We start from the raw sequence: 24,770 nt of genomic DNA on the forward strand, positions 1-24,770 counted from the left end.
AAAATCCGCGTGGGTGCGCATGGTCGGGCGCGGGGCGGGCACGTGAGTGTCAGGCCCCGCCGCGTTCCCCCGTCGCGGCGGGGCTTTCATGTGACTCGCGGGCGGCGCTGTCGGTGATGTCGAGGAAGATCTGCGCCGCCTCGGGCACCGCTTCGGCGATGGACCGCTTGATGCGCACCGCGACCTCCTCCACCCGCTCGCTGTCCAGCCCCGGCACCAGATCGATCCGCGCGGCCACGAGCGCGGAGTCGAGCCCTGTCTTCATGCTGAACAGCGCCTCCACGCTGTCGATCTCCGGCTGCCCGGCGAGCAGCCGCCGGATCCGCTCGCTCGCCTCGGGGTCGGCGGCCTCCCCGATCAGCTGGTCGCGGGCCTCGCGGCCGAGGTGGTAGGCCACGCACACCAGCAGCGCGCCGATGGCGAAGGAGGCTGCGGCCTCGTAGACGACCTGCCCGGTGGCCATGTGCAGCGCCATCCCGGCCAGGGCCAGGGTGACGCCGAGCACCGCGGTGCCGTCCTCGGCGACGACCGTGCGCAGCGCCGGGTCGCGCAGGCCCGCCGCCACCCCGCCCTGCCGGCGTACCTGGTGCAGGGCCCGCAGCAGCGAGGCGCCCTCGGCGAGCAGCGCCACGCCGAGGACGGCCAGCCCGGCGACGTATCCGCCGAAGCTCTCCTCGGCGCCGTCGCGCAGGGCCTCCACGCCCTGGAAGACGGAGAAGCAGCCGCCCATCACGAAGATCCCGACGGCGGCGAGCAGCGACCAGAAGAAGCGTTCCTTGCCGTAGCCGAAGGGGTGGCGCCGGTCGGCGGGGCGGCGGCTGCGGCGCAGCGCGGTCAGCAGGAAGACCTCGTTGAGGCTGTCGGCGACGGAGTGCGCCGCCTCCGACAGCAGGGCGGGCGAGCCCGCGAGGAGGCCGCCGACCGCCTTGGCGACCGCGATGAGGAGGTTGGCCGCCAGCGCCACCAGGACGGTGACCCGCGTCCTGCGGTCGTCCGTGCGTGCCGTGTCACGTTGCGTGGGTGTACCGCTCACGGAGAGGCGGTTGCCCCGGCCGTGGGGGATCACACCGTGCCGGTGAGGTGTTTCGGGGAACCCGGGGAAGGCAGAAGGGCAGGATCACACCCCCGGCAGGAGTGAGGAGCGGATCATGGGGCGGGACGGCGACGGCAACAGCGCGTACGGGAGGAAGGCCTTCCGCCGGTCGAAGAGCCATTTCGCGGACCGGATCACCGCCGACGGCCGGGACGGCTGGCCGGTGGAGGCCGGGCGGTACCGTCTGGTGGTCAGCCGGGCCTGCCCCTGGGCGAGCCGGGCGGTGATCTCGCGGCGGCTGCTCGGTCTGGAGGACGCGCTGTCGATGGCGATCGCCGACCCGATCCAGGACGACCGCAGCTGGCGCTTCACCCTCGATCCGGACGGCCGCGACCCGGTGCTGGGCATCCGCTACCTCAGCGAGGCCTACGACCGGCGCGAGAGCGGATACCCGGGCGGGGTGAGCGTACCGGCGATCGTGGACGTCCCGAGCGGACGGCTCGTCACCAACGACTACCAGCAGATCACGCTGGACCTGGCGACCGAGTGGCGGGCGCTGCACCGCCCCGGGGCGCCCGATCTGTACCCGGAAGGGCTGCGGGACGAGATCGACTCGGTGATGGCGGAGGTGTACGAGGACGTCAACAATGGCGTGTACCGGGCGGGCTTCGCCACCGGGCAGGAGGAGTACGAGGCCGCCTGCACCGGTGTCTTCCAGCGGCTGGAGAAGCTCGCGGCCCGGCTGGAGCGGCAGCGCTATCTGGTCGGGGACACGATCACCGAGGCCGACATCCGGCTGTTCACCACGCTGGTGCGTTTCGACGCGGTCTACCACGGCCACTTCAAGTGCAACCGGTGGAAGCTGGCCGAGAACGAGGTGCTGTGGGCTTACGCCCGGGACCTGTTCCAGACGCCCGGTTTCGGCGACACCGTGGATTTCGACCACATCAAGCGGCACTACTACCAGGTGCACACCGGCATCAATCCGGCCGGCATCGTGCCCCTCGGCCCCGATGCGGCGGGCTGGCTGACGCCCCATCACCGTGAGCGGCTGAGCGGGCGGCCCTTCGGGGACGGGACCGCGCCGGGACCGGTGTGCCCCGCGGAGGAGGTGCCGGCGCGCGGCCGTCCCTGATCCCGCAGTCCCTCACGACACCCATACCCAAGGAGACCCTGTGGCCAAGACGAAGAAGAAGACGCTCCCCCTCGCCTACAAGCCCGTCGGCTTCCTGCTCGGCTGGGCGGGTGGTGCGCTGGCCGGACTCGCGTTCCAGAAGACGTGGAAGCTGATCCGGCACGAGGACAACGCGCCCGACGCGCTGGACCCGGACCGCGGCTGGGGCGAGATCCTGCTGGCCGCCGCGGTGCAGGGTGCGATCTTCGCCGCCGTGCGCAGCGCCGTGGACCGTACGGGCGCCAAGGCCATCGAGCGCTCGACCGGTGTCTGGCCGGTGCAGGACAAGGGCGGCCGGGACTGACCGGTCCCGCCCCCGCCGGAACCGGGCCGGGCCGCTCCGCCCCCGCCGCTCAGCCGAGCTTCGGCGCGGTGGGGGCGACGCGGCGCAGGGTGAAGGAGTGGCCGGCCGGGTCGGCGTAACCGCGCTCCTCGTACGGGCCTGACGCGTCCTTGGTGTCCAGGGGCCGCCCGCCCAGACCGACGATCCGGCGCTCGGCCTCGTCGAGGTCCTCGACCAGGAAGTCGAGGTGCACCTGGAGGGAGTTCTCGGGGCGCGGCCAGCTCGGCGGCGTCGCGTTCATGTCGCGGCGGAAGGCGAGCCGGGTGCCCTCCGCGGCGCGGATCTCCACTCGGTTGGCGGTCGCCTCCACCTGTTCGCCATCCAGCAACGCCGTGTAGAACTCGGCGAGTTTCTCCGGTTCGGCACAGTCGAGCACCACGACGCCGGCCGTGAACAGGGCCATGTCTCCTCCGCGGGTTCGCGCGGGGCGGCCAGGTCCGCCCCCTCGATCCTGCGGATACCCCGGTTTCAGTCCGTCACCAGCCAGCGGCCGTCGCGCATCAGGTCCCGGCCCTCGAGCTCGTCGGCCTCGCGCCAGGCCTGGACGCGGCGCGGCAGCACCCGGAAGTACAGGTAGGGCGTGTCGAGTTCACGCGGGTCGAAGCCGGTCTTGGCGGCGAAGATCTCGGCGTCCTCCTCCGGCAGGTCGTGCGGCTCGACGGCCGTGGCACTGCCCTCGACGAGGACGACGTCCCGGGTGGGGCCGATGCCGAGGCGGGCGGTGCCGGTGGCGGCGAGGTTGCGCCCGGTGCGGCTCGCGGCGGGGGTGGCGAGCAGCAGGGTGGCGCCGTCCCACACGAACGACAGCGGGACCAGGTAGGGGGCCGCGCCGTCCTCGGCGGCGGTCGCAACCCAGGCGTCGACGTCGCGTTCGAGCCGGTGCAGAGTGTCACGTTTGCGCTGCTGCGCGGTGCGGGGAGCGGTGGTCATGCCACCAGTGTGGCAATCACCTCCCGCCCGCACCCTTGAAACGCCGTCCCTTCGGCGCGGCGAGGGCGGGCGGATGTCCACCGGACGGCTGCGGCGGGGCCGGCGGCCGGGGCGGGGCGGGGACCGCCGCGGAGGGCGGCCCGCGCGGAGGGCGGCCCGCGCGGAGGGCGGCCTGGGGTGAACGCGCGCCGTCACCTCCCCGCGCCGGCTGGGCGCCCGAGCTACGTCGGCCACGGCGAGGGCCGGAGGGCGTCCGCCCAACGCCGCCCGCCTCCCCGGCAGTCGTTGCCCCACCTCGCGCAGAGGGGGTGCGGTCACATGCCGGTTCACTGCCGCAGCCGCACGCCGCAGGCGACTCGTGCCGGAGGGTGTCCGTTCGGTCGGCCTCGGTTCCTCGGTGTCTTCCAATCGGACGCGGCTGGGCGTGCCGTCACACCTTCCCTTCCCGTGCCTCCGCCAGCCGGGTCGTCGCCGCTGTCAGCAGCAGGTCGAGGGCTGCCGGGTAGGAGCTGCGGCGCATGGTGGTGATCAGGTGGCCGGCGGTGGCGGCGATGTGCGGGTGGGTGGCCGCCGGCAGGCGGGCGTAGGTGGCCCGCCACACCGCGGTCTCCGCCTCCCGGGCGGCGGGCGGCAGGGCGGCCCCCGCGGCATCGAGGGCCCCGAAGGCGAGGGCCTGGTCGACGAAGGCGTGGTAGATGCGTACGGCGTCCGCGTCCGGGAAGCCGGCACCGCGCAGCACCCCGAGGATGGCCTCCACCGCGGCGATCTCGTGCCCGCGCCCGGTGACGCGGTGGGCGCTGAGCACGGCCGCCCGCGGGTGGGCGAGCGCCCCGGCGTGCATCCGCAGGCCGAGGTCGCGCAGGTCGGCCCGCCAGTCACCGGTGGGCCGCCAGGTGCGCATACTGCGGCCGATGAGCTCGTCGGCGACGGCGAGCATCAGGTCGTCGGTGTGCCGGAAGTAGCGGTACAGGGAGCTGGGGTCGGCGCCCAGGGCGCGGCCCAGCCGGCGGACCGAGAGCGCCTCGGCGCCGTGCTCCTCGATCAGCCGCAGCGCCGTGGCGACGATCAGCTCCTCGGACAGGACCACGCCCGCCTTGGTGGGCCGCCGACGGCGGCGGGCACCGGGCGGGACGACACGGTCGGTCATGGGACGCCTCCTGGGTGCATGGTGCCTGCGGGGTGATGAACCAGCGAGATCCTGGCCGGCGCCGCCCTCACTTTCCGCTGGAGCGCGCCGCACAGCCGGCTTCATACGACCAGAACCCGGCGCCCGCGCGTGTGACCGGCCCGGCTGTCGATGTGCGCCGCCGCGGCCTCGGCGAGCGTGTACGACTTCTCGACCGGGATGTGGAGTTTTCCGCGCGCGATGAGGCCGACGGCCTCGGCGAGCGCTTCCGGCACGCTCCCGGCCACGCCGGAGAATCGGACACCGAACTCCGGCGCACCGAGATCGGCGATGGAGATCACCTTCTGCGCATCCCCGGTCAGCTCGACGAGCTCGCGGATCACGCCCGAGCCGGCCAGGTCGAGAGCGGCGTCGACCTGGCCGAGCTCCCGCACCCGACCGACCCAGCCCTCGCCGTACGTCGTGGCGACGGCACCCAAGCTCCGCAGATAGTCCTGGTTCGCGGCCCCCGCCGTGCCGATCACCCTGATGCCGCGGTCACGGGCGATCTGCAGCACCGCCGATCCGACTCCCCCGGACGCACCACTGACCAGCAGCGTCTGCCCGGACTGCACACCGACCTCGCGGAGGACGCGCAGCGCGGTCTCCACCACGGAGGGGTACCCGGCCGCCTCTTCGAACGTCAGCCCCTCGGGCATACGGGCCCAGGCCGACAGCACGGCGAACTCGGCATACGTGCTGGAACCTTCGCCGAACACGCGGTCGCCGACCTCGACCCCTTCGACGCCCTCACCGACCTCGTCCACCACCCCAGAGGCGTCCAGCCCGACGCCAGAGGGCAACGCGGTCGGATGGGCCCCCAGAACCTGGCCCTCACGGATTCTCCAGTCGACGGGGTTCACGCCCGCCGCCCGCACAGCGATGCGTATCCGGCCGGGGCCCGCGTGGGGCTCCTCGGCGTCTATGAGTTGCAGGACGTCCGGACCGCCGAACTCGGCGAAGCTCACCTTCTTCATACGGCGACCGTAACCCTAACGGGTAGTGTTTTGAATCGGTTATGGATTTGCACCTGATAGCTTGAGTGCATGACCGTGCCGACCGGACGCCGTGAGCGCAAGAAGGCCGCGACCCGCCAGAAGATCGCTGACGCCGCCCTGCGGCTCTTCCTGGAACGCGGGTACGACGCGGTAGGCATTCGTGACGTGGCTGCCGAGGCCGACGTGGCCGTGACCACGCTCTTCTCTCACTTCGCCTCGAAAGAGGCCCTGGTGTTCGAGCAGGACGAGGACTTCGAGCAACGCCTCACGCGGGCGGTCACCGACCGGGCGCTGCACGAGCCGCTCATCCCCGCCCTGCGCCGCGAGGTCCAGGCCCTGGTGCGCCACTGCACGGGGGACAGTGCCGCCCCGATCTGGCGCATGATCGACGCATCACCCGCCCTGCGGAAGTACGAGGAGTCGATGAGGCTGCGCCACGCGGAGTCGCTGGCAACGGCCATCGCCGCCGACCCCGACCTGTCCCGGACCACAACGGCGTGCCGGGCGATCGCGAGGTTCGTGATCGACGCCTATGCGCTGGCCCGCGAAGCGGCCGATCCGAGGACCGCGGTGGACGAGATCTTCCGGATGATCGAGGCGGCCTGGGAGGTCACCTCCCCGTCCGCGAACTCCGCCCACCAGGTGGCCGGCGATGGCGCCGGCCTGCAGGAGTAGACCTGCCGACCGATCGAACGCTGCGGCCCCAGGGACCGATTCGAATCCCGAAGTGGTGAACATCCGCTCTTCCTTCTCGATGGAGAAGGCACATCGCTGCCCCAGGCCCTTCTTGCGTCCTGAGGCCCGCCGGAAGCGCGGTGCGTCCGGGAGCCGGGGGCCTTATGTCAACACCGTTGACCTGTGAAGCCCGTCGGCAGTTTCATGTCCGCTCACCGGGGCCCGTCGGGTCCGTGGTGGGAAGCGAAAGGAACTCATGCACGCCGACCTGCTCTTCCTCAACGGCCCCGTGTTCACGCCCGCCGCCCGTACCGCCACCGCCGTGGCCGTCACCGGTCACCGGATCACCGCGGTGGGCGCTGACGAACTGCGCGAGCTGGCCGGGCCGCGCACCGAGGTCGTCGACCTCGCCGGGCGGCTGCTGCTGCCCGGCTTCCAGGACGCGCACGTGCATCCGGTGCCGGCCGGCCTGGAGCTGACGCAGTGTGATCTGACCGGCACCAGGACGGCCGAGGAGAGCATGGCGGCCGTACGGGCGTATGCCGCCGCGCATCCGGAGCGGGAGTGGATCACGGGCGGCGGCTGGTCGATGGAGGCGTATCCGGGCGGTGCGCCGACCAAGGAGCTGCTGGACGCCGTGGTGCCGGACCGGCCGGTGTATCTGCCCAACCGGGACCACCACGGCGCCTGGGTGAACAGCCGCGCCCTCGCCCTCGCCGGTATCACCCGGGACACGCCCGACCCGGCCGACGGGCGGATCGAACGGGACGCCTCCGGCGAGCCGAGCGGGACGCTGCAGGAAGGGGCGATGCAGCTGGTCGGGCGGCTCACCCCGGCGGCCACGCCCGCCGACCTGAGGGCGGCCCTGCTGCACGCACAGCGCACCCTGCACGCACTCGGCATCACCGCCTGGCAGGACGCGCTCGTCGGGAACTTCCTCGGGATGCCCGACCCGTCCGAGGTGTACCTCGCCGCCGCCCGGGACGGCTCGCTCACCGCGCGGGTGCGGGGCGCGCTGTGGTGGGACCGGGAGCGCGGGGCCGAGCAGATCCCGGAACTGGTCGAGAAGCGGGAGGATCTGAGCCACGGGCGGTTCCGGGCGGGCAGCGTGAAACTGATGCTGGACGGCGTCGCGGAGAACGGCACGGCGGCGCTGCTGGAGCCGTATCTGGACGGGTGCGGCTGCGCCACCGGCAACCGCGGCAAGAGCTTCGTGGACGCCGGGCAGCTGCCGAAGTACGTCACCGAGCTGGACGCGCTCGGCTTCCAGTGCCACTTCCACGCGCTCGGCGACCGGGCCGTACGCGACGCGCTGGACGCGATCGAGGCGGCGCGGGCCGCGAACGGGCCGCGCGACACCCGACCGCATCTGGCGCACCTGCAGGTGGTCCACCCCGAGGACGTGCCGCGGTTCGCGCGGCTGGGCGCGGTGGCGAACATCCAGCCGCTGTGGGCGGCGCACGAGCCGCAGATGGACGAGCTGACGATCCCGTTCCTCGGGCCCGAACGGGCCGCCTGGCAGTACCCGTTCGAATCCCTGCTGCGCTCGGGCGCGCGATTGGCCGCGGGCAGCGACTGGCCGGTGAGCAGTCCCGACCCGCTGCAGGGCCTGCACGTCGCCGTCAACCGCGTCGAACCGGGTGGCGACGGCCCGGTGTTCCTGCCGGGCGAACGGCTCGCCCTGTCCGCCGCCCTCACCGCGTACACCGCCGGTTCGGCATACGTGAACCACCTGGACGACACGGGCGAGGTGCGCGCGGGCGCCCTCGCCGACCTGGTGGTGCTCGACCGGGACCCGTTCGCCGTCCCGGCCCGGACGCTCGGCGAGACGAAGGTGGCGCTGACGTACGCGGGAGGGGAGCGGGTGTACGCGGCAGCCGACGCGTGAGCGGTCAGCGGGCCGCCCGGAACGTGCGCCGGCAGGCCTGCGGGGTGACGCCGATGGCCGTGCGCAGGTGCTGGCGCAGGGAGGCGCCGGTGGCGAAGCCCACCTCCCCGGCGATCTGGTCCACCGGCAGGTTACAGATCGCCAAGGAGCGCGGCGCGTACGTCATCGGCACGGCGAGCGCCGGCAAGCACGGCTTCCTGCGGTCCCTCGGCGTGGACGAGTGCGTCGACTACCGGGAGCAGGACGTCACCGAGGCGGTCAAGGACGTCGACGTGGTGCTGGACACGCTCGGCGGCGAGACCTCGGTGAAGTCCCTGCGGGTGCTGCGACCGGGCGGCATCGTGGTGTCGATCCTGCCGGTGGGCTCCGACGACTTCCCGGCACAGGCCGAGCGGCTCGGGGTGCGCGCGGTGCGGATGCTGGTCGACGCCTCGCACAGCGGCATGCGGCGGATCGCCGAGTTGGTGGAGGCCGGGAAGCTGCGTGCCGAGATCGCGGGCGCCTTCCTGCTCGCCGAGGCCGCCGAGGCACACCGGCTGGGCGACACCGGGCGCACCACGGGCAAGCTCGTGCTGGTGATGGACTGATCCGTAGGACTCCGGCCACCCTTCCGATCAAACTCGGCCGCAATTCGACGACATATGTCAATCGAACATGCTCAAATACTGTCGGCCGAGGGTAACTTGCAGGACGGGGGCCCTCGTTGGGGTTTCCGTCCACGCAGCGGGTTGGAGGCGATGCCGTCGTGCAGCAGGACCCTGCGCCGCCCACGCGTCATCTGCGTGTCCGCGCCGATGGGGGCCACACGGTGCTGGAATTCCGCGGCGAGATCGACATCGCCGCCGCGGCCGAGATCGCCCCGCACCTCGACCGGGCCACCGCCGGGCCCGCGCCCCGCGTCGTGATCGACCTGAGCGCGGTGGAGTTCTTCGACTGTTCCGGGCTGCGCCTGCTGTACCGGGCCCGGCGGCGCGTGCTGGAGCAGAACGGCCGGATCCACCTCGTGTGTACGCACGCCCGGACGCTGCGGGTACTACGGCTGACCGGGCTCGCCCGGCTGCTGCCCCCTCAGCCGACCCGGGACGCGGCCCTGGGCCGGCCCGGGGCGACATCCGGCCATCTGTAGAGCGCCGGGGTCAGTCGGTCCTGGGACACGACGGCGAGGTCCGCGAGCACGACGGTTCCGTACTGGAGTCAACAGCATCGTCCCGGACGGCCGGCGCATCCTGCCGGAGGTGGCCGAGCACGCGATCAGCGTGCGGGAGCGATCGGCGGCGGTGGCGCAGATCGCGGACGCCGCGCCGCTGCGCTGTCTCACGGCCTCCGCCGTCGCGGACGAGATCGCCGTGCTGGTGCTCGACGGGCGCGCGCCGGCCACGCTGCCGGGCGCGCGTTCCGGCGGGCCGCGGCCGTCACCGTGGAGGAGGCATCGGCGGCCTTGCGGGAAGCGTTCGCACCCGACCGGCTGGTGACGGTGGCGGTCGGTGAAGCCTCGCGGATCGGCGAGGCCGTCCGGGAAGCGGCGGGGTCACCGACCCGCACCGCCTGAGACGGCACCGGACGGGCACGGCGGACACGGCGGGCACCCCCGCCGCCGGGGGCCCGAGGGCCGCACCTCGCCAGGTGCATCGGCGCCTCGCCGTCCGGGGTACGACCGGCCTCGGCGCGCAGCGGCAGCATCGAAACACGGCGTCAAGGCGGGCTGATCACCGGCGCCCTATCGGGGACCGGCCCGCCGCTGCGGCACAACCCGGCGGTCTGGAACCGGCCTTGGCGGGCATGCGGACTTCAGGAAGGAGGGCCGTCGTCATGACCGATGACCCCGCGGCACCCGCCCGTCCGTCGCGCCGTCTGCCCGGCTGGGCGAAGGTGCTGCTATCCGTGGTGCTGGTGCTCGCCGTGTTCTTCGCGGGGCTGCGGCTGAGCGTACTGCCGGGCCTGCGGGACCTGTTCGGCACCGAGACCCGCGACCGCTCCGGCCCCGCCCTGCTCAAGTCCGTGACGGACATCAGCCGTTACGACGCCGCCTCCGGCACCTTCCAGGTGGTCGTCGATCTGGAGAAGGACGCCCGGTTCCTGCCGGACGCGATCCGCGGCACCCGCACCCTGTACGTCGGCGCGGGCACCGTCGACGCCTACGTCGACCTCGGCAAGCTCGGTGAGCGGGACGTGCGCGTGGACGCGGACCGCACGACGGCGACGCTGCGGCTGCCGCACGCACAGCTGGGCCGGCCCGCGCTCGATCCCGACCACTCCTACGCCGTCTCCAAGCAGCGCGGCCTGCTCGACCGTCTCGGCGACCTGTTCTCGGACAACCCCAACAGCGAGCAGGCCGTGCAGAAACTGGCCGCCCGGCACATCGGGGAGGCCGCGCGCGGCAGCGGGCTGACCACGCGGGCCGAGGCCAACACCACCGCCATGCTCCAGGGGCTGCTGCGCTCGCTCGGCTTCAAGGAGGTGCACGTGTCCTATGGCGGCACCTGATCAGCCGCCGAGCACCCCGGGCAGGGCGAGCGCCCCGAGCAGGGTCGTGCCCACCAGCACCCACGCCACGTAGTCGCCGATGTGCCCGGACTGCAGGCGGCGCAACGGCAGCGCCCAGCGAGGTGCGGCCAGCAGCGTCGGGCGGGTGACGGCGACGGCGGCCAGGGCGACGGCGAGCAGCGTGGACAGCAGGCCCAGCAGCACCCCGGGCAGGGTCCAGTGCACGTCGCTGCGCAGCCCGCCGGAGCCGGCCTCGTTCACGGCGTCGGCGACGGAGGTGGCGAAGCCGGGTACCACGCCGACGGCGAGCGAGCCCGCCAGCAGCAGCGCCGGGACCGCCCGCATGGTGTCGGGGACCCGGGTGAGCCGGCGTTCGGTCTCGGGCTCCTCGTCGGCGCCGGTCGTCTCGTACTCGCCGCTGTCCGGCGGCTTGGGGCCGAGGCCGAGGAAGACGCGTGCCGTCACCCGCAGCACCGCGCCCGCGGTGACGGCGGACACGACGACGTACAGCACGGTGAGCGGGCCGCCCACGGCCTCCTCGCCGACCGCCTTGCCGAGGCCGATGCCGAACGGGGGCAGCCCGGCCAGGGCGAGGCCGCCGACGGCGAACATCACCGCGACCGCGCGCATCCGGCGGGCCCGGCCGTGCAGCACATGCTCGTCGAGGCAGCCGTACCGGTCGAGGAGGATGCCGGCGCAGGCGAACAGCGCCGCCTTCACCCCGGCGTGACCGAGGAGGTAGATCGCCACCCCGTCGTCGGCCTCGGGCGTGAGCTGTCCGATGCCCAGCAGGAACAGGCCGGTGTGGGCGACGGTGGAGTAGGCGAGCAGCCGTTTGATGTGCCGCTGGTACCAGCACATCACCGCGCCGACCACGGCACTGAGGGCGCCCGGCACGACCAGCGCGTGCCCGGCGTCGGCCGCGGGCACGCCGCCGGGTCCGGAGAAGACGGTGGAGTACACCCGCCACACGCCGTACACGCCGAGTTCGACCATGACGCCGGACAGCAGCATGCACACCGGGGTCGGCGCCACGGCGTGCGCGTCGGGCAGCCAGAAGTGCAGCGGCACCGCGGCCGCCTTGACCATCAGCCCGGTCAGCACGAGCACGAACGCGGTCAGGACCAGCGCGTCCGGCTTGCCGTGGGCGTCGAGGCCGCGCCCGATCGCGGTCATGGCCAGCTCCCCGGTACGCCCGTACAGCAGGCCGAGGCCCATCAGCATCGCGTACGCGCCGAGCGAGGTGACGACGGCGAAGGTCAGCGCGCCCTGCACGGCGCTGGGTTCGTCGATGCGGTAGCCGGTCAGGGCGTAGGCGACGACGCTCATCAGCTCGAAGAACACGAACGCGTTGAACAGGTCCCCGGCGATCGCGAAGCCGCACATCCCCGCCTGGAAGACCAGTATCAGGGCGGGGAAGGATCCGGCGTGCCGGCCCGGCGGTTCGTCGAAGTAGCGCCAGGAGTACGCCAGGGCGGCGAGCGTGAGCAGGGAGGCGAGCGCGGCGAGGCCGAGGCCGGGCCCGTCCCCGACGACGACGATGCCGACGCTCTGGCCGTTGACGGGCAGCCAGCCGCCGACCCACTCCACCATGGGCGGCGAGGAGTTCAGCAGCAGCACCAGCGCGAGGGCGCAGGTGCCGGCGGAGACCAGGCAGCCGACGGTCTCGGCGGCGAGCCGGGGCAGCCGGCGGCCGGCGGCGACGAGCAGCCCCGCCCCCAGCATCGGCAGAGCCACGAGCAGCGGGATCAGATGGTGCATCAGCCGCGCAGCTCGGACAGCTCGTCGGGGTCGACCGTGCCGTGCCGCTTGGCGATCTGCACAACGAGGGCGAGAAGCAGGGCGGTGACCGTGGCGCCGACGACGACGTCGGTCAGTGCGAGAGCCTGCACCACCGGGTCGACGACGGGCCGGGAACCGGGCTCGATGTCGGAGAACACGGGCGCGGTGGCGCCGTCGCGGTAACCGACGGCCAGCAGCAGGACGTAGGTGGCGGCCTGGCAGACGGACAGACAGCCCACGGCGTGGATGAGGTTGCGGCTGGTGGCGAGGCCGTAGGCGCCGGCCAGGAACACCCAGGCGGCGACGAGGTACGGCAGGACGTGCAGCATGTCTCTCACCCGTTCTCCTTCCCTTGCCGGTTCTCCGGCTCCTCCACGATCTCCACGGCCTGGTCCAGGAAGCGGGCGAGCAGGACGACGACCGCGCAGGCGACCTCCATGCCGATGGCCGCGTTCAGCAGCGGGACGAGCCCGCCGGAGGAGAGCGTGTTGAAGGTGCCGTACGGCAGCAGTGTGTTGGCCAGGAAGGCGGCACCGGCGAGGACGCAGGCGACGCCCGTGACGAGGTAGGCGCAGGCGGCGAGCGCGTCGCCGGCCTCGTACAGGCCGATCGGGCGGATGCGTTCGAGGGCGCGGTAGTCGGCGCCGAGGTAGAGCAGGTGCAGGGCGGTCGCGGTGACGACACCGCCCTGGAAGCCGCCGCCCGGGCTGAGCTGCCCGTGCGCGATCACATAGAGGCCGGTCAGCACGGCGACGGGCAGTACGACGAGCGCGTAGCGGCGCACCGGGCGGGCCACGTCCGCGGGCTGCGGGGCGGCGCGGTGTTCGTCGCGGGCCTGGCGCAGCAGGACCACGCAGCCGAGCACGGAGGCGAACAGGATGCTCATCTCGCCGAGGGTGTCGTAGGCGCGCAGGTCGAAGTTGACCGACGCGATCGTGTTGGCGGTGTGCCGGCTGAGGGCGGCGTGCACGGCCCGGTTGCCGTAGGGGTGGCGCCGGCCGCCGAACGAGGGGAGGTCGAGGCAGGCGGCGATGAGCAGCGCGGCGAGACCGGCGCCGCCGACCGCCACGAGCCACAGCCGGGCCCGCCGGCTCACCGGGTGCTCCCCTTGCCGTCGGTGTCCTTGGCGCGGCGGCGGACCTTGCGGACCGTCAGCAGCAGCAACAGCGGGGTGACCGCGGCGCCCACGGCGAGCTGGGAGAGGCCGACGTCGGGCGCCTGGAGGACGGTGAACAGCACCGCGAGCACCAGGCCGAGCACGGACAGCACCAGTGACTGGCGCACCGGGTCGCGGGTGGCCACGGCGGCGGTCGCGGCCGCGGCCACGAGCAGCAGCGCGACGACGATGACGGCGTCGGTCACCGCGGCATCGCCTCCCCGTGCGTGGCGGTCCCCGCCCGGGCGGGGTGACCGCTGCGGTCCGCCGCCTGGTTCGCCCGCACCGGAGGCCGCCGCAGCCGGCCAAGGGGCACGGGGAACTGCGCGACCAGCCGCAACCCAACCCGCACAGGCCGCCGCAGGCGGTACGCGTCAGCCACCGCGCACCCCCGTGATGCCGCCGGACAGGGCGCGGGAGGCGACCAGGTTGCCGGCGATCAGCAGCGCGCCGATCACCAGAAGCTTCACCGTCGCCCGGCCGGGGCCGGTCGCCGCGCACAGGGCCAGCACGGTCACCGCGCCGACGCCCGCGGCCGCCCAGGTCGCGCCCTGGGCGCGCGGCGGGTCGTCGGCCAGTTCGTCGGCGAGCAGCCGGGCGAAGACGAGGGTGCCGACCGGGCCGAGCAGCGCGAGCAGCAGGGCGAGGTCGACGTAGGAGGTGCGCTGGTAGCCCTGGGAGAGCAGCAGCAGGCCGGGGCAGACCAGGGCGGTGGACAGGTTCTGGGCGACGGCGCGGCGGCGCAACGGGCCGGTGGCCACGCCCCACAGGGCCGCGCCCGCCCCGCCGGCGAGGACGACGGCCGCCGCGAGGAGCCAGCCGTTCACCGTTCGGTCACCGCCCGCCGGGCGGCCCGCGCGGCGATCGCACCGACCGCCGCGGCGCCGCCGCCCACCGCGAGCTCCAGCGGGTGGACGGTGCTGATCAGCATCAGCCACAGCACGGCGAGCGCGGCCCACCAGGCGAGGAGTTCACCCGCGGCGCGCAGTGCGGTACGCCTGTGCAACGCGTCACCTCCTCGTCACCGCCGTCGCCCGGAGTCCTGCGGGCATCCAAGCACCGCGCGTGCCGCGCCGGGCGGCGGCACGCGCGGTCTGCACGCGGAGTGCCCCGAGCGCAGGAACGGAAACCGGCCGGCGGCCGCGCGATCGGGGGCGAGATGGCGGAGTGGCCGGGCGGATCGCGGGTAACCGCCGTGCCATGCAGGGAACTTGGAGGCAATCCACCGTGGCCCGGCTGTCGTTCGCCAAGCGGAAGCCCCGTGCGCCGGAGCAGCCGAAGGACCGTCAGGGGCCGCTGCGGCTGGTCGTGCGGCTGCTGGTGATGGCGTGTGCGTTCGTCCTGATGGTGGCGTTCGCCGTGGTGCTGGCCCGGCTGACGCTGCGGCCCTCCCCGGCCTCGGAGGCGTTCACGCACACCAATCTGCACCCCGGGCGCTCCTTGAAGGCGTATCTGGACCAGCCGTCACTGCGCGACGCCGCGAAGCAGATCGGCGGCAATCTGCTGCTCGGCGTGCCGTTCGGAGTGCTGGTGCCGCTGGTGGCGCCGCGCGCCCGGCGCCTGCTGCGGGTGCTGCTGCTCACGGCGATCGTGATGCTGCTGGTGGAACTGGCGCAGGGGGCGATGATCACCGGGCGCGCCTTCGACATCGACGACGTCATCCTCAACACCACCGGGGCGCTGGTCGGTTACCTGCTGCTGGGCCGGCGCATGGGGCGGGCGGTGCACGCGCGGGCCCGGCACGGGCGACGCGACGGCTGACGTCGGCGGTGGCCGGCAGGCCGGGCAACCCCAAGTCTGTACCAGGGTATTGACGACCCCTTAGTTCATTCCTTAAATCAAGAGGCGACACGCACCACTCCCCCACCCCCCACCTCGGTCCGGCCCGCCCGCGCACACGGGCCGCCGGACGGAAGGGAGAGCCGTGGTCCGCCCACGCCTGCTCCGCAGATGCCTCCTCGCCGCCGCCTCCACCCTGCTCGCCGCGTCCGCCACGGTGGTCCCGGCCGGCGCGCGGACCTCCGCCGCGACCGCCGCCACGGCGTTCTCCGGCACCTCCGCCACGACCGCCGCCACGGTGTTCTCCGACACCTTCGACGGGCCCGCCGGCGCGCCGGTGGACGCCTCGAAGTGGCAGCTGGAGACCGGCGACAACGTCAACAACCACGAGCGGCAGTACTACACGTCCGGCACGAAGAACGCCGCCCTCGACGGGCAGGGCCATCTGGTCATCACGGCACGGCGGGAGAACCCGGCCGGTTACCAGTGCTGGTACGGCACGTGCCAGTACACCTCGGCCCGGCTGAACACCGCCGGGAAGTTCACCGCGCAATACGGGCACGTCGAGGCCCGGATGAAGATCCCGCGCGGGCAGGGCATGTGGCCCGCGTTCTGGATGCTCGGCACGCCGGTGAACTGGCCGGACTCGGGCGAGATCGACGTCATGGAGAACGTCGGCCACGAGCCGTCCACCGTGCACGGCACGATCCACGGCCCCGGCTACTCGGGCTCCGGCGGCATCGGCGCCCCCTACATCCTGCCCGGCGGTCAGGCCTTCGCCGACGCCTTCCACACCTTCGCGGTGGACTGGGCCCCCGACTCGATCACCTGGTCGGTCGACGGCACCGTCTACCAGCGGCGCACCCCCGCCGATCTGGGCGGGAAGACGTGGGTGTTCAACAAGCCGTTCTTCCTCATCCTGAACCTGGCCGTCGGCGGCTACTGGCCCGGCGATCCCGACGCCTCGACCGCCTTCCCGCAGCAGCTGGTGGTCGACCACGTCTCGGTGACGACCGGCGACACGGCCATCGGGATGCCGATCCGGGGCCTCGCCGGCAAGTGCGTGGACGTCGCCGGGGCGAACCCCGCCAACGGCACCCCCGTCCAGCTCTACGACTGCAACGGCACCCCCGCACAGACGTGGACGGCCGGCGCGGACGGCACGCTGCGCGCGCTCGGCAAGTGCCTGGACGTCACCGACCGCGGGACGGCGGACGGCTCGACGGTGCAGCTGTGGGACTGCTCGGGCGGCGCCAACCAGCAGTGGGTCGTCACCGCCGCGCACGACATCGTCAACCCACAGGCGAACAAGTGCCTGGACGCCACCGGGGGCAGCTCCGCCAACGGGACCCGGCTGCAGATCTGGACCTGCACGGGCGGCGCCAACCAGAAGTGGACGCTGGGCTGAACCGCCGCCCGGCGGTCAGTGCAGGACCCAGGTGAACTTTCCCCCGCCCACCCAGCGGACGACGTCGGGGTCGTCCAGGTCGTGGACCGTGATCCCGTACGCGGCGGCCGCCTCCAGGACGCCGATCATGCTCGTCGCCTCACCGACGACCTGACCGTCGATTTCCACGATGCGGAACGGCGGCGTGCCCGGCTGAACCCCGAGCACCGTGATGCGCGGCTGGGAGATGTATGGGCTCGCGACTTCGGTCATGTCATCGAGGGTAGAGCGGAATCGGGACGAAGGGGTCATCGTACGCAGAGCACAGCCGGCCCCTCAGGGCCGGCGCCAGGCATCGCTGTCCAGGTGCGAGCCGGCCTGGGGTCCCATGCGCAGCATGCCGCCGTCCACGGTCCAGGACGCGCCGGTGACATAGGAGGCGTCCGGTCCGGCCAGGAACGCGATGACGGCGGCGACCTCGCGGGCGTCGCCGGGCCGGCCGAGGGGCACACCGGGCCGGGACTGCGTGCGCACGTCGGTGTCCTCCTGGCCGGTCATGGGGGTGGCGATCTCGCCGGGGGCGACGGCGTTGACGGTGATGCCGTGTTCGGCCAGCTCCAGCGCCATCACCTGGGTGAGCAGGCCGAGACCGCCCTTGGCCGCGCAGTAGGGGGCGGCGCCGACGCGGGGCTGGTGCTCGTGCACGGACGTCACGTTCACGATGCGGCCCCCGTCGCCCTGCCGGATCATGTGCCGGGCGGCCTTCTGCCCGCACAGGAACGGGCCCACGAGGTCGACGTCCAGCACCTCGCGCACGGTGGCCAGGCCGATGTCGAGGAACGGCGTCATGGTGCCCGTACCGGCGTTGTTGACGAGGACGTCGAGGCGGCCGAGCCGTTCGCACAGCGCGTCGACGGCCTCGGCCGCGTCGGGCAGCCGGGTGAGGTCCATCCGCTCCACCTCGGCCCGCCGCCCGTGCGCGCGAACCTCCCGCGCGGTCTCCTCGGCGCCCTCGAGGTCGGTGTGCCAGGTGATCCCCACGTCCATACCCGCCCGGGCCAGCCGTACGGCGGTGGCCCGCCCGATCCCCGAATCGGCACCGGTGACCACGGCGGCCTTGCCGCCGCTCGGGCTCGTGTCTGACATGGAGGCCTCCTCGTCGGACGGGAACCGCGGTCGGGCCGTCGCAGTACCCGGGTCCGCCCCGGGCAAACAGCGGGTCCGCCGGCCCGGGTACGTCGCCGTGCGTGCCCCGCCGCCGTGGGGAACCCTGGGGGCAGGAGGTGGCGATGGACCCCGTGGCGGCTCTGGAGCGGATCGCGTTCCTGTTGGAGCGGGCCCAGGAACCGACGTACCGGGTGCGGGCCTTCCGTACCGCGGCGCGGGTGGTGCGGGAGCTGCCGGAGGAGGAGCTGCGGGAGCGGGTGCGGGGCGGCACGCTGGAGTCGCTCAAGGGCGTCGGGCCGAAGACCGCGCAGGTGGTGCAGGAGGCGCTGAGCGGGCAGACGCCCGGCTACCTGCGGAAGCTGGAGGAGGAGGCCGGCAAGGCGCCGGCCGTGCGGGGCGGGCAGGCGCTGCGGGCGTCGCTGCGCGGTGACTGCCATCTGCACTCGGACTGGTCCGACGGCGGCAGCCCGATCGAGGAGATGGGCCGCGCGGCCGCCGCGCTCGGCCACGACTGGGCCGTCCTGACCGACCACTCCCCGCGCCTGACGGTGGCCCGCGGCCTGTCCCCCGAGCGGCTGCGCGAGCAGCTCGGCGTGTTGGCGGAGCTGAACCGCACCTGGGCGCCGTTCCGGCTGCTCACCGGCATCGAGTGCGACATCCTCGACGACGGCTCCCTCGACCAGGAGCCCGAGCTGCTGGCGCAGCTGGACGTCGTGGTGGTGTCCGTGCACTCCAAGCTCCGTATGGACGCCCGCGCGATGACCCGCCGTATGGTGGCGGCCGTGCGCAACCCGCACGCCGACATCCTGGGCCACTGCACCGGGCGCCTGGTCACGGGCCGGGGGCGCCCGGAGTCGCAGTTCGACGCGGACGAGGTGTTCGCCGCGTGCGCCGAGTCCGGCACCGCCGTGGAGATCAACAGCCGCCCCGAGCGGCTCGATCCGCCCCGTCGCCTGCTGCGCCGCGCGGTGGAGGCGGGTGTGCTGTTCTCGATCGACACCGACGCGCACGCGCCCGGTCAGCTGGACTGGCAGATCAACGGATGCGCCCGCGCCGAGGAGTGCGGGGTGCCCGCCGAACGGGTCGTCACCACCTGGTCCGCCGGCGACCTGCTCGCCTGGACCCGCACCGGCCGGGTGCCGTCCGGAGTGGCGGGCCGCTGACGTGGTACCCGGGCGATCCGCGAGAGAAGGGATCACCGCATGGAGCGTGCCGCCGTCTTCGACGTCGACGGGACCCTCGTCGACACCAACCACCTGCACGTCGTCACCTGGTGGGAGGCCCTGCGCCAGGCGGGCCACCGGGTGCCGATGCACGCCGTGCACCGGGCGGTCGGCCTCGGCTCCACCGATCTGATCGCCCACCTGCTGGGCGAGGACCGCGACCGGGACCAGGACGCACAGCTCAGCGCCGCGCACACGGCGCTGTACGGCCAGTACTTCGACCGGCTGCCCGCGCTCGCGGAGGCCGGGGCGCTACTGAAGCGGCTGCACGGCAACGGCTGGGCCGTGGTGCTGGCCACCTCCGCGAGCGGCCCCGAACTGAAGGCCCTGCGCCGTGCCATCGACGCCGACGACGCGATCACGGCGACCGCCAGCTCCGACGACGTCGAGGAGGGCAAGCCCGCCCCGGAGCCCGTCGAACACGCGCTGGAGCTGGCCGGGGTGAGCGCCGAGCGGGCGGTGTTCGTAGGCGACACGGTGTGGGACATGCAGGCCGGCCGCCGCGCCGGGGTGCGCTGTGTGGGTGTGCTGTGCGGCGGCATTCCGCGCGCCGACCTGGAGGAGGCGGGCGCGCAGACGGTCTACGCCGACCCCGCCGATCTGCTCGCCCGCCTGGACGACAGCCCCCTTGGGTGATCGATACGCATCCGCGGGATACCCGTCGCGCATGACACGAGCGACGGACGCCGTACAGGGTGAGGTTCACGCAGTCGGCCGGGCGGTGAGTGCGGCCGTACGCGGCCCGGGCCGCGAGCGGGATCTGGTGGTGCAGTCGCTGAAGGCTGCGGGGGCCGGGCTGCTGGCGTGGGTGGTGGCGCGGCTGTGGCTGAACGACCCGATGGCGCTGATGGCGCCGTGGGTGGCCGTCGTCCTGGTGCAGGCGACCGTCTACAGCTCGCTGCGCCGGGGCACCCAGCAGTTCGCCGCGATCTGCGCCGGCGCGCTGATCGCGTCGGCGGCGCAGGCGGTGACCGACGACACGACCGGCGCGCTCGCGCTGTCGCTGCCGCTGCTGATGCTGCTGGCGAACTGGCCGCGCTTCGGTGACCAGGGTGTGTACGCGGCCACGACCGCCATCTTCACGCTGACCGCGGGCGCGGTGTCGCCGTCCACGGTCGGCCACCGCATCGGCCAGGCGGCCCTCGGCGCGGTGATCGGGGTCGCGGTCAACGCGTTCGTGCTGCCGCCGGTGCATCTGCGGGACGTACGGGAGAACCTGTCGGCGCTGGCCCGGGAGGCGGGCGACACGCTGCACCTGGTGGCGTCGGGGCTGCGCGAGGGCGACTGGGACGCGTCGGTGACCGACGAGTGGTCCCGTGCCGCCGACCGCCTGCAGCGGCGGTGCCGGGCGCTGGGCTCGGCCCGTGCTTGGAGCGAGGAGAGCCTGCGCCTGACCTCCGCCCCGCTGCGTGCGCTGCACCGGGTGCCGCAGGGGGTGCCGCCGCGGTCGGAGGACGAGCGGTTCGGCCGGGTCGCCGGGCACGTCACGGCGCTGACCCGCGCGCTCGCGGTGGCCGCCGACGACGCGCGCACCCCGGCGCCGCCCCAGGGCGAGGCGCTGCGGCTGTACGCGGGCCTGCTGGAAATGATCGGGGACGCCTGCCGCGCCGAGGCGGACCGGCTCGGCGATCCGCAGGCCGGCCCGCCGGTGGGCGACGCGCGGCGCGAGGAGGAGATGGAGGAGCTGCGGCGCCGGCTCCAGAAGAGCCTGCAGGAACACGTGGGGCTCGGGGCCTCGGTCGCGACGGTCCTGGGGACGCTGCTGCTGGAGGCGGAGAACATCTGGGCGGATGCCGTACCGGGCCAGGACGACGACGCCGAGGACAACGCCGCCGACTCCCGCACGTGACGCAGGCCACGCCGCACGGCGGTCAGCCGGGGAACACCGGCCGGTAGTCACCCGTTGAACCAACCGTGGGTGCGGATGGGACAGTGTCCCCGGGCCTCACCTTTTGCCCACAGGGACGATCGTTCGGCTGAAGCCCTGTGGAGCCTTTCGCCGAGAGGCGACCGCCATCCGTGCCCACCACAGTCAGCCCCGACCGGCATCCCCCGTCCTGTCGGGGCTTCTTCCTGTCCGGAGTTCGCGTCGGAGTTGCTGTCCGGGAGTGGCGCTTGACTTCGAGTGCGCTCCAATTCATAGCGTGCCGGGCATGAGCGACAGCGTGATCACCGCACAGCACAAGATCGGCTCCGGTTTCGGCGCCCGGTCCACCGCCGACGACGTCCTGGCCGGCCTCGATCTCACCGGCAGGCTCGCCCTCGTCACCGGGGGCTACTCCGGCCTCGGCCTGGAGACCACACGGGCCCTCGCCAAGGCCGGCGCCCGGGTCGTGGTGCCCGCCCGGCGCCCCGCAGCGGCCCAGGAGAACCTGGCGGGCATCGACGGCGTGGAGGTCGACGACCTCGATCTCGGCGACCTGGACAGCGTGCGCGGCTTCGCCGAGAGGTTCCTCGCCTCCGGCCGCACCCTCGACTACGTCATCGACAACGCCGGCATCATGGCCTGCCCCGAGACCCGGGTCGGGCCGGGCTGGGAGGCGCAGTTCGCCACCAACCACCTCGGGCACTTCGCCCTGGTCAACCGGCTGTGGCCGGCGATCGAGCGGGGCGGCGCCCGCGTCGTGTCGGTCTCCTCGCGCGCCCACCACTTCTCCGGCGTCCGCTGGGACGACCTGCACTGGCAACAGGGCTACGACAAGTGGCAGGCCTACGGCCAGGCCAAGACGGCGAACGTGCTGTTCGCCGTCCACCTCGACCGGCTCGGCCGGGACCGGGGCGTGCGGGCCTTCTCCCTGCACCCCGGCGGCATCCACACCCCGCTCCAGCGGCACATCCCCAAGGAGGAGATGATCGAGCGCGGCTGGATCGACGAGAGCGGCACCTTGCTCAACCCGGAGGGCTTCAAGACCCCCGAGCAGGGCGCGGCCACCCAGGTGTGGGCGGCGACCTCACCCCAGCTGGACGGCATGGGCGGCGTCTACCTGGAGGACTGCGACATCGCCGAGCCGGCCGTCGAGGGCGGCACCACCGGCGTCAAGGCCTGGGCCACCGACCCGGAGCAGGCGGCCCGCCTGTGGGAGGTCTCGGCCCGGCTGACGGGCGTGAACGCCTTCGGGGCGTAGCCCGGCTCAGCGGGCCGTCGCGAACTCCCGCAGGTCCGCGGTGAGCTGCCCGGCGTGGGTGGCGAACAGGCCGTGCCCGCCGTTGTCGTACACCTTCAGCGTGGCGTCGGGCGCCAGCTCGGCCGTGCGCCGGCCGGTGAGCTCCAGGGGTGCCGAGGTGTCGTGGGTGCCGTGGATCACCAGGACCGGCAGGTCCAGCTTGGTGATCTCCGGCGCCACGTTCAGTTCGGCGATCAGCTCGCGCAGCGCGATCCCGGCGCGGGGTGTGGAGACGTGGCAGGCGCGGACCATGGACTGCACATAGGCGTCGGAGAGCTCGTTGCCCGGCAGGTCGCGGGCGAAGAAGGAGTCCGCGCCGTCGGCGAAGAACGCGGAGCGGTCCCGTCGCACGGAGTCGTTCAGCGCCCGCATCGTCCCCGGCTCCAGACCGCCGGGGTGGTCGGCGCAGCGGACCAGGCCGGGGGCCACGCCGGCCACGAGGGCGAGCCGGGCCACCCGCGCGGAGCCGTGCCGGGTCAGGCAGCGCACGGCCTCCACGGTCCCGACGGAGTGGGCGACGAGGGTGACACCGCGCAGATCGAGGTGGTCGAGCAGGCCCTGCACGTCGTCGGCGAGGCTGTCCAGGTCGAAGCCGCCCCACACGTCGTCCGAGCGGCCGTGCCCGCGCCGGTCCAGGGCGACGCACCGGAAGCCCTCTTCGGCGAGCGGGATCATCTGCGCCTCCCACATCTCCGTACCGAAGTAGGCGCTGTTGACGAAGACGATCACGGGACCGTCGGCCGGGCCGTAGTCGACGAAGTGCAGCCGGGTGCCGTCTGCGGGGCTGGCGAAGTACGGCATGGGACGTCCTCCTGCGATCCGGTGGCGAGTACGTCCCTCATCCTGGCGGCGGCCCGGGCGCGGGTCGATTACCCCGGAGGTCATGGCCGCCGCCCGGCTGCGTGTGCGGCCCGGCGACGGGTACCCGGGCCGTCCAGCCGCCGCGCAGAAGGGAGCCGAAGGTGAGCAGCACCTCGGGCAGCAGGATCGTCGTCACGGGCGCCACCGGCAATGTCGGCACCAGCGTGGTGCGGCTGTTGTCGGAGGATCCACAGGTCGGATCGGTGCTGGGCCTGGCCCGCCGGGTGCCGGACTGGTCACCGCCGAAGACCGAGTGGTCGGCCGTCGACCTGGCCTCGGAACGGACAGGCCTCGCCGAGCGTTTCGCGGGCGCGGACGCGGTCATCCATCTGGCGTGGGCCTTCCAGCCGACGCACGATCCGGCGACCACCTGGCGGACGAACGTCCTCGGCAGCATCCGGGTGTTCGAGGCGGTGGCTGCCGCGCGGGTGCCCGCGCTGGTGCACGCCTCCTCCGTCGGAGCGTACTCACCGGGACCGAAGGACCACGCGGTCGACGAGTCCTGGCCCACGCACGGCTGGCCGGACGCCGCGTACTGCCGGGAGAAGGCCTATCTGGAGCGGACGCTCGACACCTTCGAGCGGGAGCACACCGAGACACGGGTGGTGCGGATGCGGCCGGCGTTCCTGTTCAAACGGGAGTCGGCGAGCGAGCAGCGCCGCATCTTCGGTGGCCGCTTCCTGCCCGGACCGCTGGCCCGTCCCGAGCTGCTGCCCTTCCTGCCGGACGTCCCGGGGCTGAGGGTGCAGGCCCTGCACACCGACGACGCGGCCCGCGCCTATCAGCTCGCCGTCGCCTCCGACGTGCGCGGCGCCTTCAATCTGGCCGCCGAGCCCCCGCTCGACGCGCGGGTGCTGGGTGAGCTGCTGGGCGCGCGTCCGGTGCGGCTGCCGCGCACGGCGGCCCGCTCGGCGATCGCCGCCGCGTGGGGGCTGCATCTGCTGCCGGCCTCCCCGCACCTCTTCGACGCGGTCCTCCGGCTGCCCCTGATGGACTGCACGCGCGCCCGCGTCGAACTGGGCTGGCTCCCGGAACGCTCGGCGACGGACGTGATCCAGGAGTTCCTGGACGGGCTCCAGCAGGGCGCGGGCGCGAAGACCGCCCCGATGGCGGGCCGGAAGGTGGGCTGAGGGGGCCGGAGGCGTCGGTCGGCAGGCTCGCCTCGACGGCCGGGCCCCGGCCCGACGCTCACCTCCACGGCCGGGACCGCCCCCGCCCGACGGCGCGACGGCGCGTCCGGGAGCCGCAGTGCGCCCTCAGCCCGACGGCTCGTCCGGGAGCGGCTCGTCCTGGTGGACCCCGCGAGGCTGCGATGCGCCTTCGCGGCCCGTGCCCGCCTCGTCGGTGTCGGGCACGTCGTCGGCCCCACCCTCGTCCTCGGCGCCTCGGTCGGAGGGCCTGGCGGCCGGGGTCGGAACCTCCCAGGGGTCCTCCCCGGCGTCGGCCTGCTGGTCGGGCAGGTCACGCGGGACCGGGTCGCCGTTCTCTCCGGGCGCCTCGGCACGATGCTCGTCCACGACATGCTCCTTTCCGCTCGTCCGGCCCCCGCGAGTACCGTGCC

The 24,770-nt window shown here is 73.6% G+C and carries 29 protein-coding genes and 2 pseudogenes; 15 read left to right on the forward strand and 16 right to left on the reverse strand.

The annotated features are described in order from the left end of the window. Positions 1–49 precede the first annotated feature (49 nt). On the reverse strand, positions 50–967 hold the full coding sequence (locus tag AB0J12_RS09825) for a cation diffusion facilitator family transporter (protein ID WP_363264160.1): 918 nt from the start codon (positions 965–967) through the stop codon (positions 50–52). A gap of 181 nt (positions 968–1,148) precedes the next feature. On the opposite strand from AB0J12_RS09825, the gene AB0J12_RS09830 reads away from it, so the two are divergent. Together AB0J12_RS09830 and AB0J12_RS09835 are read left to right on the forward strand one after the other, a co-directional pair. After that, the gene (locus AB0J12_RS09830) at positions 1,149–2,168 is read left to right on the forward strand and encodes a glutathione S-transferase C-terminal domain-containing protein (protein ID WP_363263743.1); all 1,020 of its coding nucleotides are present in this window, start codon (positions 1,149–1,151) and stop codon (positions 2,166–2,168) included. A 40-nt stretch (positions 2,169–2,208) separates the two neighbouring features. Beyond that, entirely contained in the window at positions 2,209–2,511 is a 303-nt protein-coding gene (locus tag AB0J12_RS09835) for a DUF4235 domain-containing protein (protein ID WP_363263744.1), read from the forward strand. 49 nt (positions 2,512–2,560) lie between these two features. Here the strand turns inward: AB0J12_RS09835 and AB0J12_RS09840 are convergent, their stop codons facing one another. The 4 genes from AB0J12_RS09840 to AB0J12_RS09855 form a co-directional block, all read right to left on the reverse strand. Continuing rightward, complete coding sequence (locus AB0J12_RS09840) at positions 2,561–2,953, reverse strand: VOC family protein (protein ID WP_363263745.1); 393 nt, start codon at positions 2,951–2,953, stop codon at positions 2,561–2,563. 65 nt (positions 2,954–3,018) lie between these two features. Next, entirely contained in the window at positions 3,019–3,480 is a 462-nt protein-coding gene (locus tag AB0J12_RS09845) for a pyridoxamine 5'-phosphate oxidase family protein (RefSeq protein ID WP_363263746.1), read from the reverse strand. Between the two features lie 430 nt (positions 3,481–3,910). Then, entirely contained in the window at positions 3,911–4,627 is a 717-nt protein-coding gene (locus AB0J12_RS09850; RefSeq protein ID WP_363263747.1) for a TetR/AcrR family transcriptional regulator, read from the reverse strand. A gap of 101 nt (positions 4,628–4,728) precedes the next feature. Beyond that, positions 4,729–5,622 (reverse strand): NADP-dependent oxidoreductase, encoded by an 894-nt coding sequence (locus AB0J12_RS09855; protein ID WP_363263748.1) that lies wholly within the window; start codon positions 5,620–5,622, stop codon positions 4,729–4,731. Between the two features lie 69 nt (positions 5,623–5,691). Between AB0J12_RS09855 and AB0J12_RS09860 the strand changes: the two genes are divergently transcribed. Together AB0J12_RS09860 and AB0J12_RS09865 are read left to right on the forward strand one after the other, a co-directional pair. Continuing rightward, positions 5,692–6,318, forward strand: a complete 627-nt coding sequence (locus AB0J12_RS09860) for a helix-turn-helix domain-containing protein (protein WP_363263749.1) — start codon at positions 5,692–5,694, stop codon at positions 6,316–6,318. A gap of 256 nt (positions 6,319–6,574) precedes the next feature. After that, the gene (locus tag AB0J12_RS09865) at positions 6,575–8,206 is read left to right on the forward strand and encodes an amidohydrolase (RefSeq protein WP_363263750.1); all 1,632 of its coding nucleotides are present in this window, start codon (positions 6,575–6,577) and stop codon (positions 8,204–8,206) included. 4 nt (positions 8,207–8,210) lie between these two features. Here the strand turns inward: AB0J12_RS09865 and AB0J12_RS09870 are convergent. After that, positions 8,211–8,339 (reverse strand): annotated as a pseudogene (locus tag AB0J12_RS09870) (AraC family transcriptional regulator); the annotation flags it as partial. On the opposite strand from AB0J12_RS09870, the pseudogene AB0J12_RS09875 reads away from it, so the two are divergent. The 4 genes and pseudogenes from AB0J12_RS09875 to AB0J12_RS09890 all read left to right on the forward strand — a co-directional run. Continuing rightward, positions 8,338–8,793, forward strand: a pseudogene (locus AB0J12_RS09875) (zinc-binding dehydrogenase); the annotation flags it as partial. The pseudogenes AB0J12_RS09870 and AB0J12_RS09875 sit on opposite strands and share 2 nt — an antisense overlap. Positions 8,794–8,951: 158 nt before the next feature. Further along, the gene (locus tag AB0J12_RS09880) at positions 8,952–9,332 is read left to right on the forward strand and encodes an anti-sigma factor antagonist (protein WP_363263751.1); all 381 of its coding nucleotides are present in this window, start codon (positions 8,952–8,954) and stop codon (positions 9,330–9,332) included. A gap of 109 nt (positions 9,333–9,441) precedes the next feature. Further along, positions 9,442–9,678: a hypothetical protein gene (locus tag AB0J12_RS09885; RefSeq protein ID WP_363263752.1), complete on the forward strand. Its 237-nt coding sequence runs from the start codon at positions 9,442–9,444 to the stop codon at positions 9,676–9,678. Positions 9,679–10,015: 337 nt separating this feature from the next. Next, positions 10,016–10,690: a DUF4230 domain-containing protein gene (locus AB0J12_RS09890; RefSeq protein WP_363263753.1), complete on the forward strand. Its 675-nt coding sequence runs from the start codon at positions 10,016–10,018 to the stop codon at positions 10,688–10,690. Here the strand turns inward: AB0J12_RS09890 and AB0J12_RS09895 are convergent, their stop codons facing one another. The 6 genes from AB0J12_RS09895 to AB0J12_RS09920 all read right to left on the reverse strand — a co-directional run bounded on the left by AB0J12_RS09895 (position 10,691) and on the right by AB0J12_RS09920 (position 14,634). Beyond that, positions 10,691–12,451 (reverse strand): proton-conducting transporter membrane subunit, encoded by a 1,761-nt coding sequence (locus AB0J12_RS09895; RefSeq protein WP_363263754.1) that lies wholly within the window; start codon positions 12,449–12,451, stop codon positions 10,691–10,693. Continuing rightward, entirely contained in the window at positions 12,451–12,801 is a 351-nt protein-coding gene (locus tag AB0J12_RS09900) for a sodium:proton antiporter (RefSeq protein ID WP_363264161.1), read from the reverse strand. Before AB0J12_RS09900 ends, AB0J12_RS09895 begins: the two co-directional genes overlap by 1 nt. Positions 12,802–12,806: 5 nt before the next feature. Further along, on the reverse strand, positions 12,807–13,568 hold the full coding sequence (locus AB0J12_RS09905; protein ID WP_363263755.1) for an MnhB domain-containing protein: 762 nt from the start codon (positions 13,566–13,568) through the stop codon (positions 12,807–12,809). Further along, positions 13,565–13,834, reverse strand: a complete 270-nt coding sequence (locus tag AB0J12_RS09910) for a hydrogenase subunit MbhD domain-containing protein (protein WP_363263756.1) — start codon at positions 13,832–13,834, stop codon at positions 13,565–13,567. The genes AB0J12_RS09905 and AB0J12_RS09910 overlap by 4 nt, the downstream gene beginning before the upstream one ends. A 168-nt stretch (positions 13,835–14,002) precedes the next feature. Then, complete coding sequence (locus tag AB0J12_RS09915) at positions 14,003–14,455, reverse strand: monovalent cation/H+ antiporter complex subunit F (RefSeq protein ID WP_363263757.1); 453 nt, start codon at positions 14,453–14,455, stop codon at positions 14,003–14,005. Beyond that, positions 14,452–14,634, reverse strand: a complete 183-nt coding sequence (locus AB0J12_RS09920) for a hypothetical protein (protein WP_363263758.1) — start codon at positions 14,632–14,634, stop codon at positions 14,452–14,454. The genes AB0J12_RS09915 and AB0J12_RS09920 overlap by 4 nt, the downstream gene beginning before the upstream one ends. A gap of 317 nt (positions 14,635–14,951) precedes the next feature. On the opposite strand from AB0J12_RS09920, the gene AB0J12_RS09925 reads away from it, so the two are divergent. Beyond that, positions 14,952–15,389 carry a VanZ family protein gene (locus tag AB0J12_RS09925; protein ID WP_363264162.1) on the forward strand — a complete coding sequence of 146 codons (438 nt, stop codon included), beginning with the start codon at positions 14,952–14,954 and terminating at the stop codon, positions 15,387–15,389. 163 nt (positions 15,390–15,552) lie between these two features. Beyond that, entirely contained in the window at positions 15,553–16,815 is a 1,263-nt protein-coding gene (locus tag AB0J12_RS09930; RefSeq protein ID WP_363263759.1) for a family 16 glycosylhydrolase, read from the forward strand. 15 nt (positions 16,816–16,830) lie between these two features. Here the strand turns inward: AB0J12_RS09930 and AB0J12_RS09935 are convergent, their stop codons facing one another. Together AB0J12_RS09935 and AB0J12_RS09940 are read right to left on the reverse strand one after the other, a co-directional pair. Then, on the reverse strand, positions 16,831–17,067 hold the full coding sequence (locus AB0J12_RS09935) for a hypothetical protein (protein ID WP_363263760.1): 237 nt from the start codon (positions 17,065–17,067) through the stop codon (positions 16,831–16,833). A gap of 63 nt (positions 17,068–17,130) precedes the next feature. After that, complete coding sequence (locus tag AB0J12_RS09940) at positions 17,131–17,940, reverse strand: SDR family oxidoreductase (protein WP_363263761.1); 810 nt, start codon at positions 17,938–17,940, stop codon at positions 17,131–17,133. A 143-nt stretch (positions 17,941–18,083) separates the two neighbouring features. Here AB0J12_RS09940 and AB0J12_RS09945 point away from each other — a divergent pair, with 143 nt between their 5' ends. The 4 genes from AB0J12_RS09945 to AB0J12_RS09960 all read left to right on the forward strand — a co-directional run bounded on the left by AB0J12_RS09945 (position 18,084) and on the right by AB0J12_RS09960 (position 22,309). Continuing rightward, positions 18,084–19,124 carry a PHP domain-containing protein gene (locus AB0J12_RS09945; protein ID WP_363263762.1) on the forward strand — a complete coding sequence of 347 codons (1,041 nt, stop codon included), beginning with the start codon at positions 18,084–18,086 and terminating at the stop codon, positions 19,122–19,124. Between the two features lie 39 nt (positions 19,125–19,163). After that, the gene (locus AB0J12_RS09950; RefSeq protein ID WP_363263763.1) at positions 19,164–19,820 is read left to right on the forward strand and encodes an HAD family hydrolase; all 657 of its coding nucleotides are present in this window, start codon (positions 19,164–19,166) and stop codon (positions 19,818–19,820) included. 31 nt (positions 19,821–19,851) lie between these two features. Then, on the forward strand, positions 19,852–21,033 hold the full coding sequence (locus tag AB0J12_RS09955) for an aromatic acid exporter family protein (protein WP_363263764.1): 1,182 nt from the start codon (positions 19,852–19,854) through the stop codon (positions 21,031–21,033). Positions 21,034–21,349: 316 nt separating this feature from the next. Beyond that, complete coding sequence (locus AB0J12_RS09960) at positions 21,350–22,309, forward strand: SDR family NAD(P)-dependent oxidoreductase (RefSeq protein WP_363264163.1); 960 nt, start codon at positions 21,350–21,352, stop codon at positions 22,307–22,309. A gap of 6 nt (positions 22,310–22,315) precedes the next feature. Here the strand turns inward: AB0J12_RS09960 and AB0J12_RS09965 are convergent, their stop codons facing one another. Beyond that, positions 22,316–23,149: an alpha/beta hydrolase gene (locus AB0J12_RS09965; RefSeq protein WP_363263765.1), complete on the reverse strand. Its 834-nt coding sequence runs from the start codon at positions 23,147–23,149 to the stop codon at positions 22,316–22,318. 161 nt (positions 23,150–23,310) lie between these two features. On the opposite strand from AB0J12_RS09965, the gene AB0J12_RS09970 reads away from it, so the two are divergent. Then, positions 23,311–24,339: an SDR family oxidoreductase gene (locus tag AB0J12_RS09970; RefSeq protein ID WP_363263766.1), complete on the forward strand. Its 1,029-nt coding sequence runs from the start codon at positions 23,311–23,313 to the stop codon at positions 24,337–24,339. A 126-nt stretch (positions 24,340–24,465) separates the two neighbouring features. Here the strand turns inward: AB0J12_RS09970 and AB0J12_RS09975 are convergent, their stop codons facing one another. Continuing rightward, positions 24,466–24,726, reverse strand: a complete 261-nt coding sequence (locus AB0J12_RS09975) for a hypothetical protein (RefSeq protein WP_363263767.1) — start codon at positions 24,724–24,726, stop codon at positions 24,466–24,468. Positions 24,727–24,770: the final 44 nt, after the last annotated feature.

This window comes from Streptomyces sp. NPDC049915 (genome assembly GCF_040656475.1).
GTDB lineage: Bacteria > Actinomycetota > Actinomycetes > Streptomycetales > Streptomycetaceae > Streptomyces.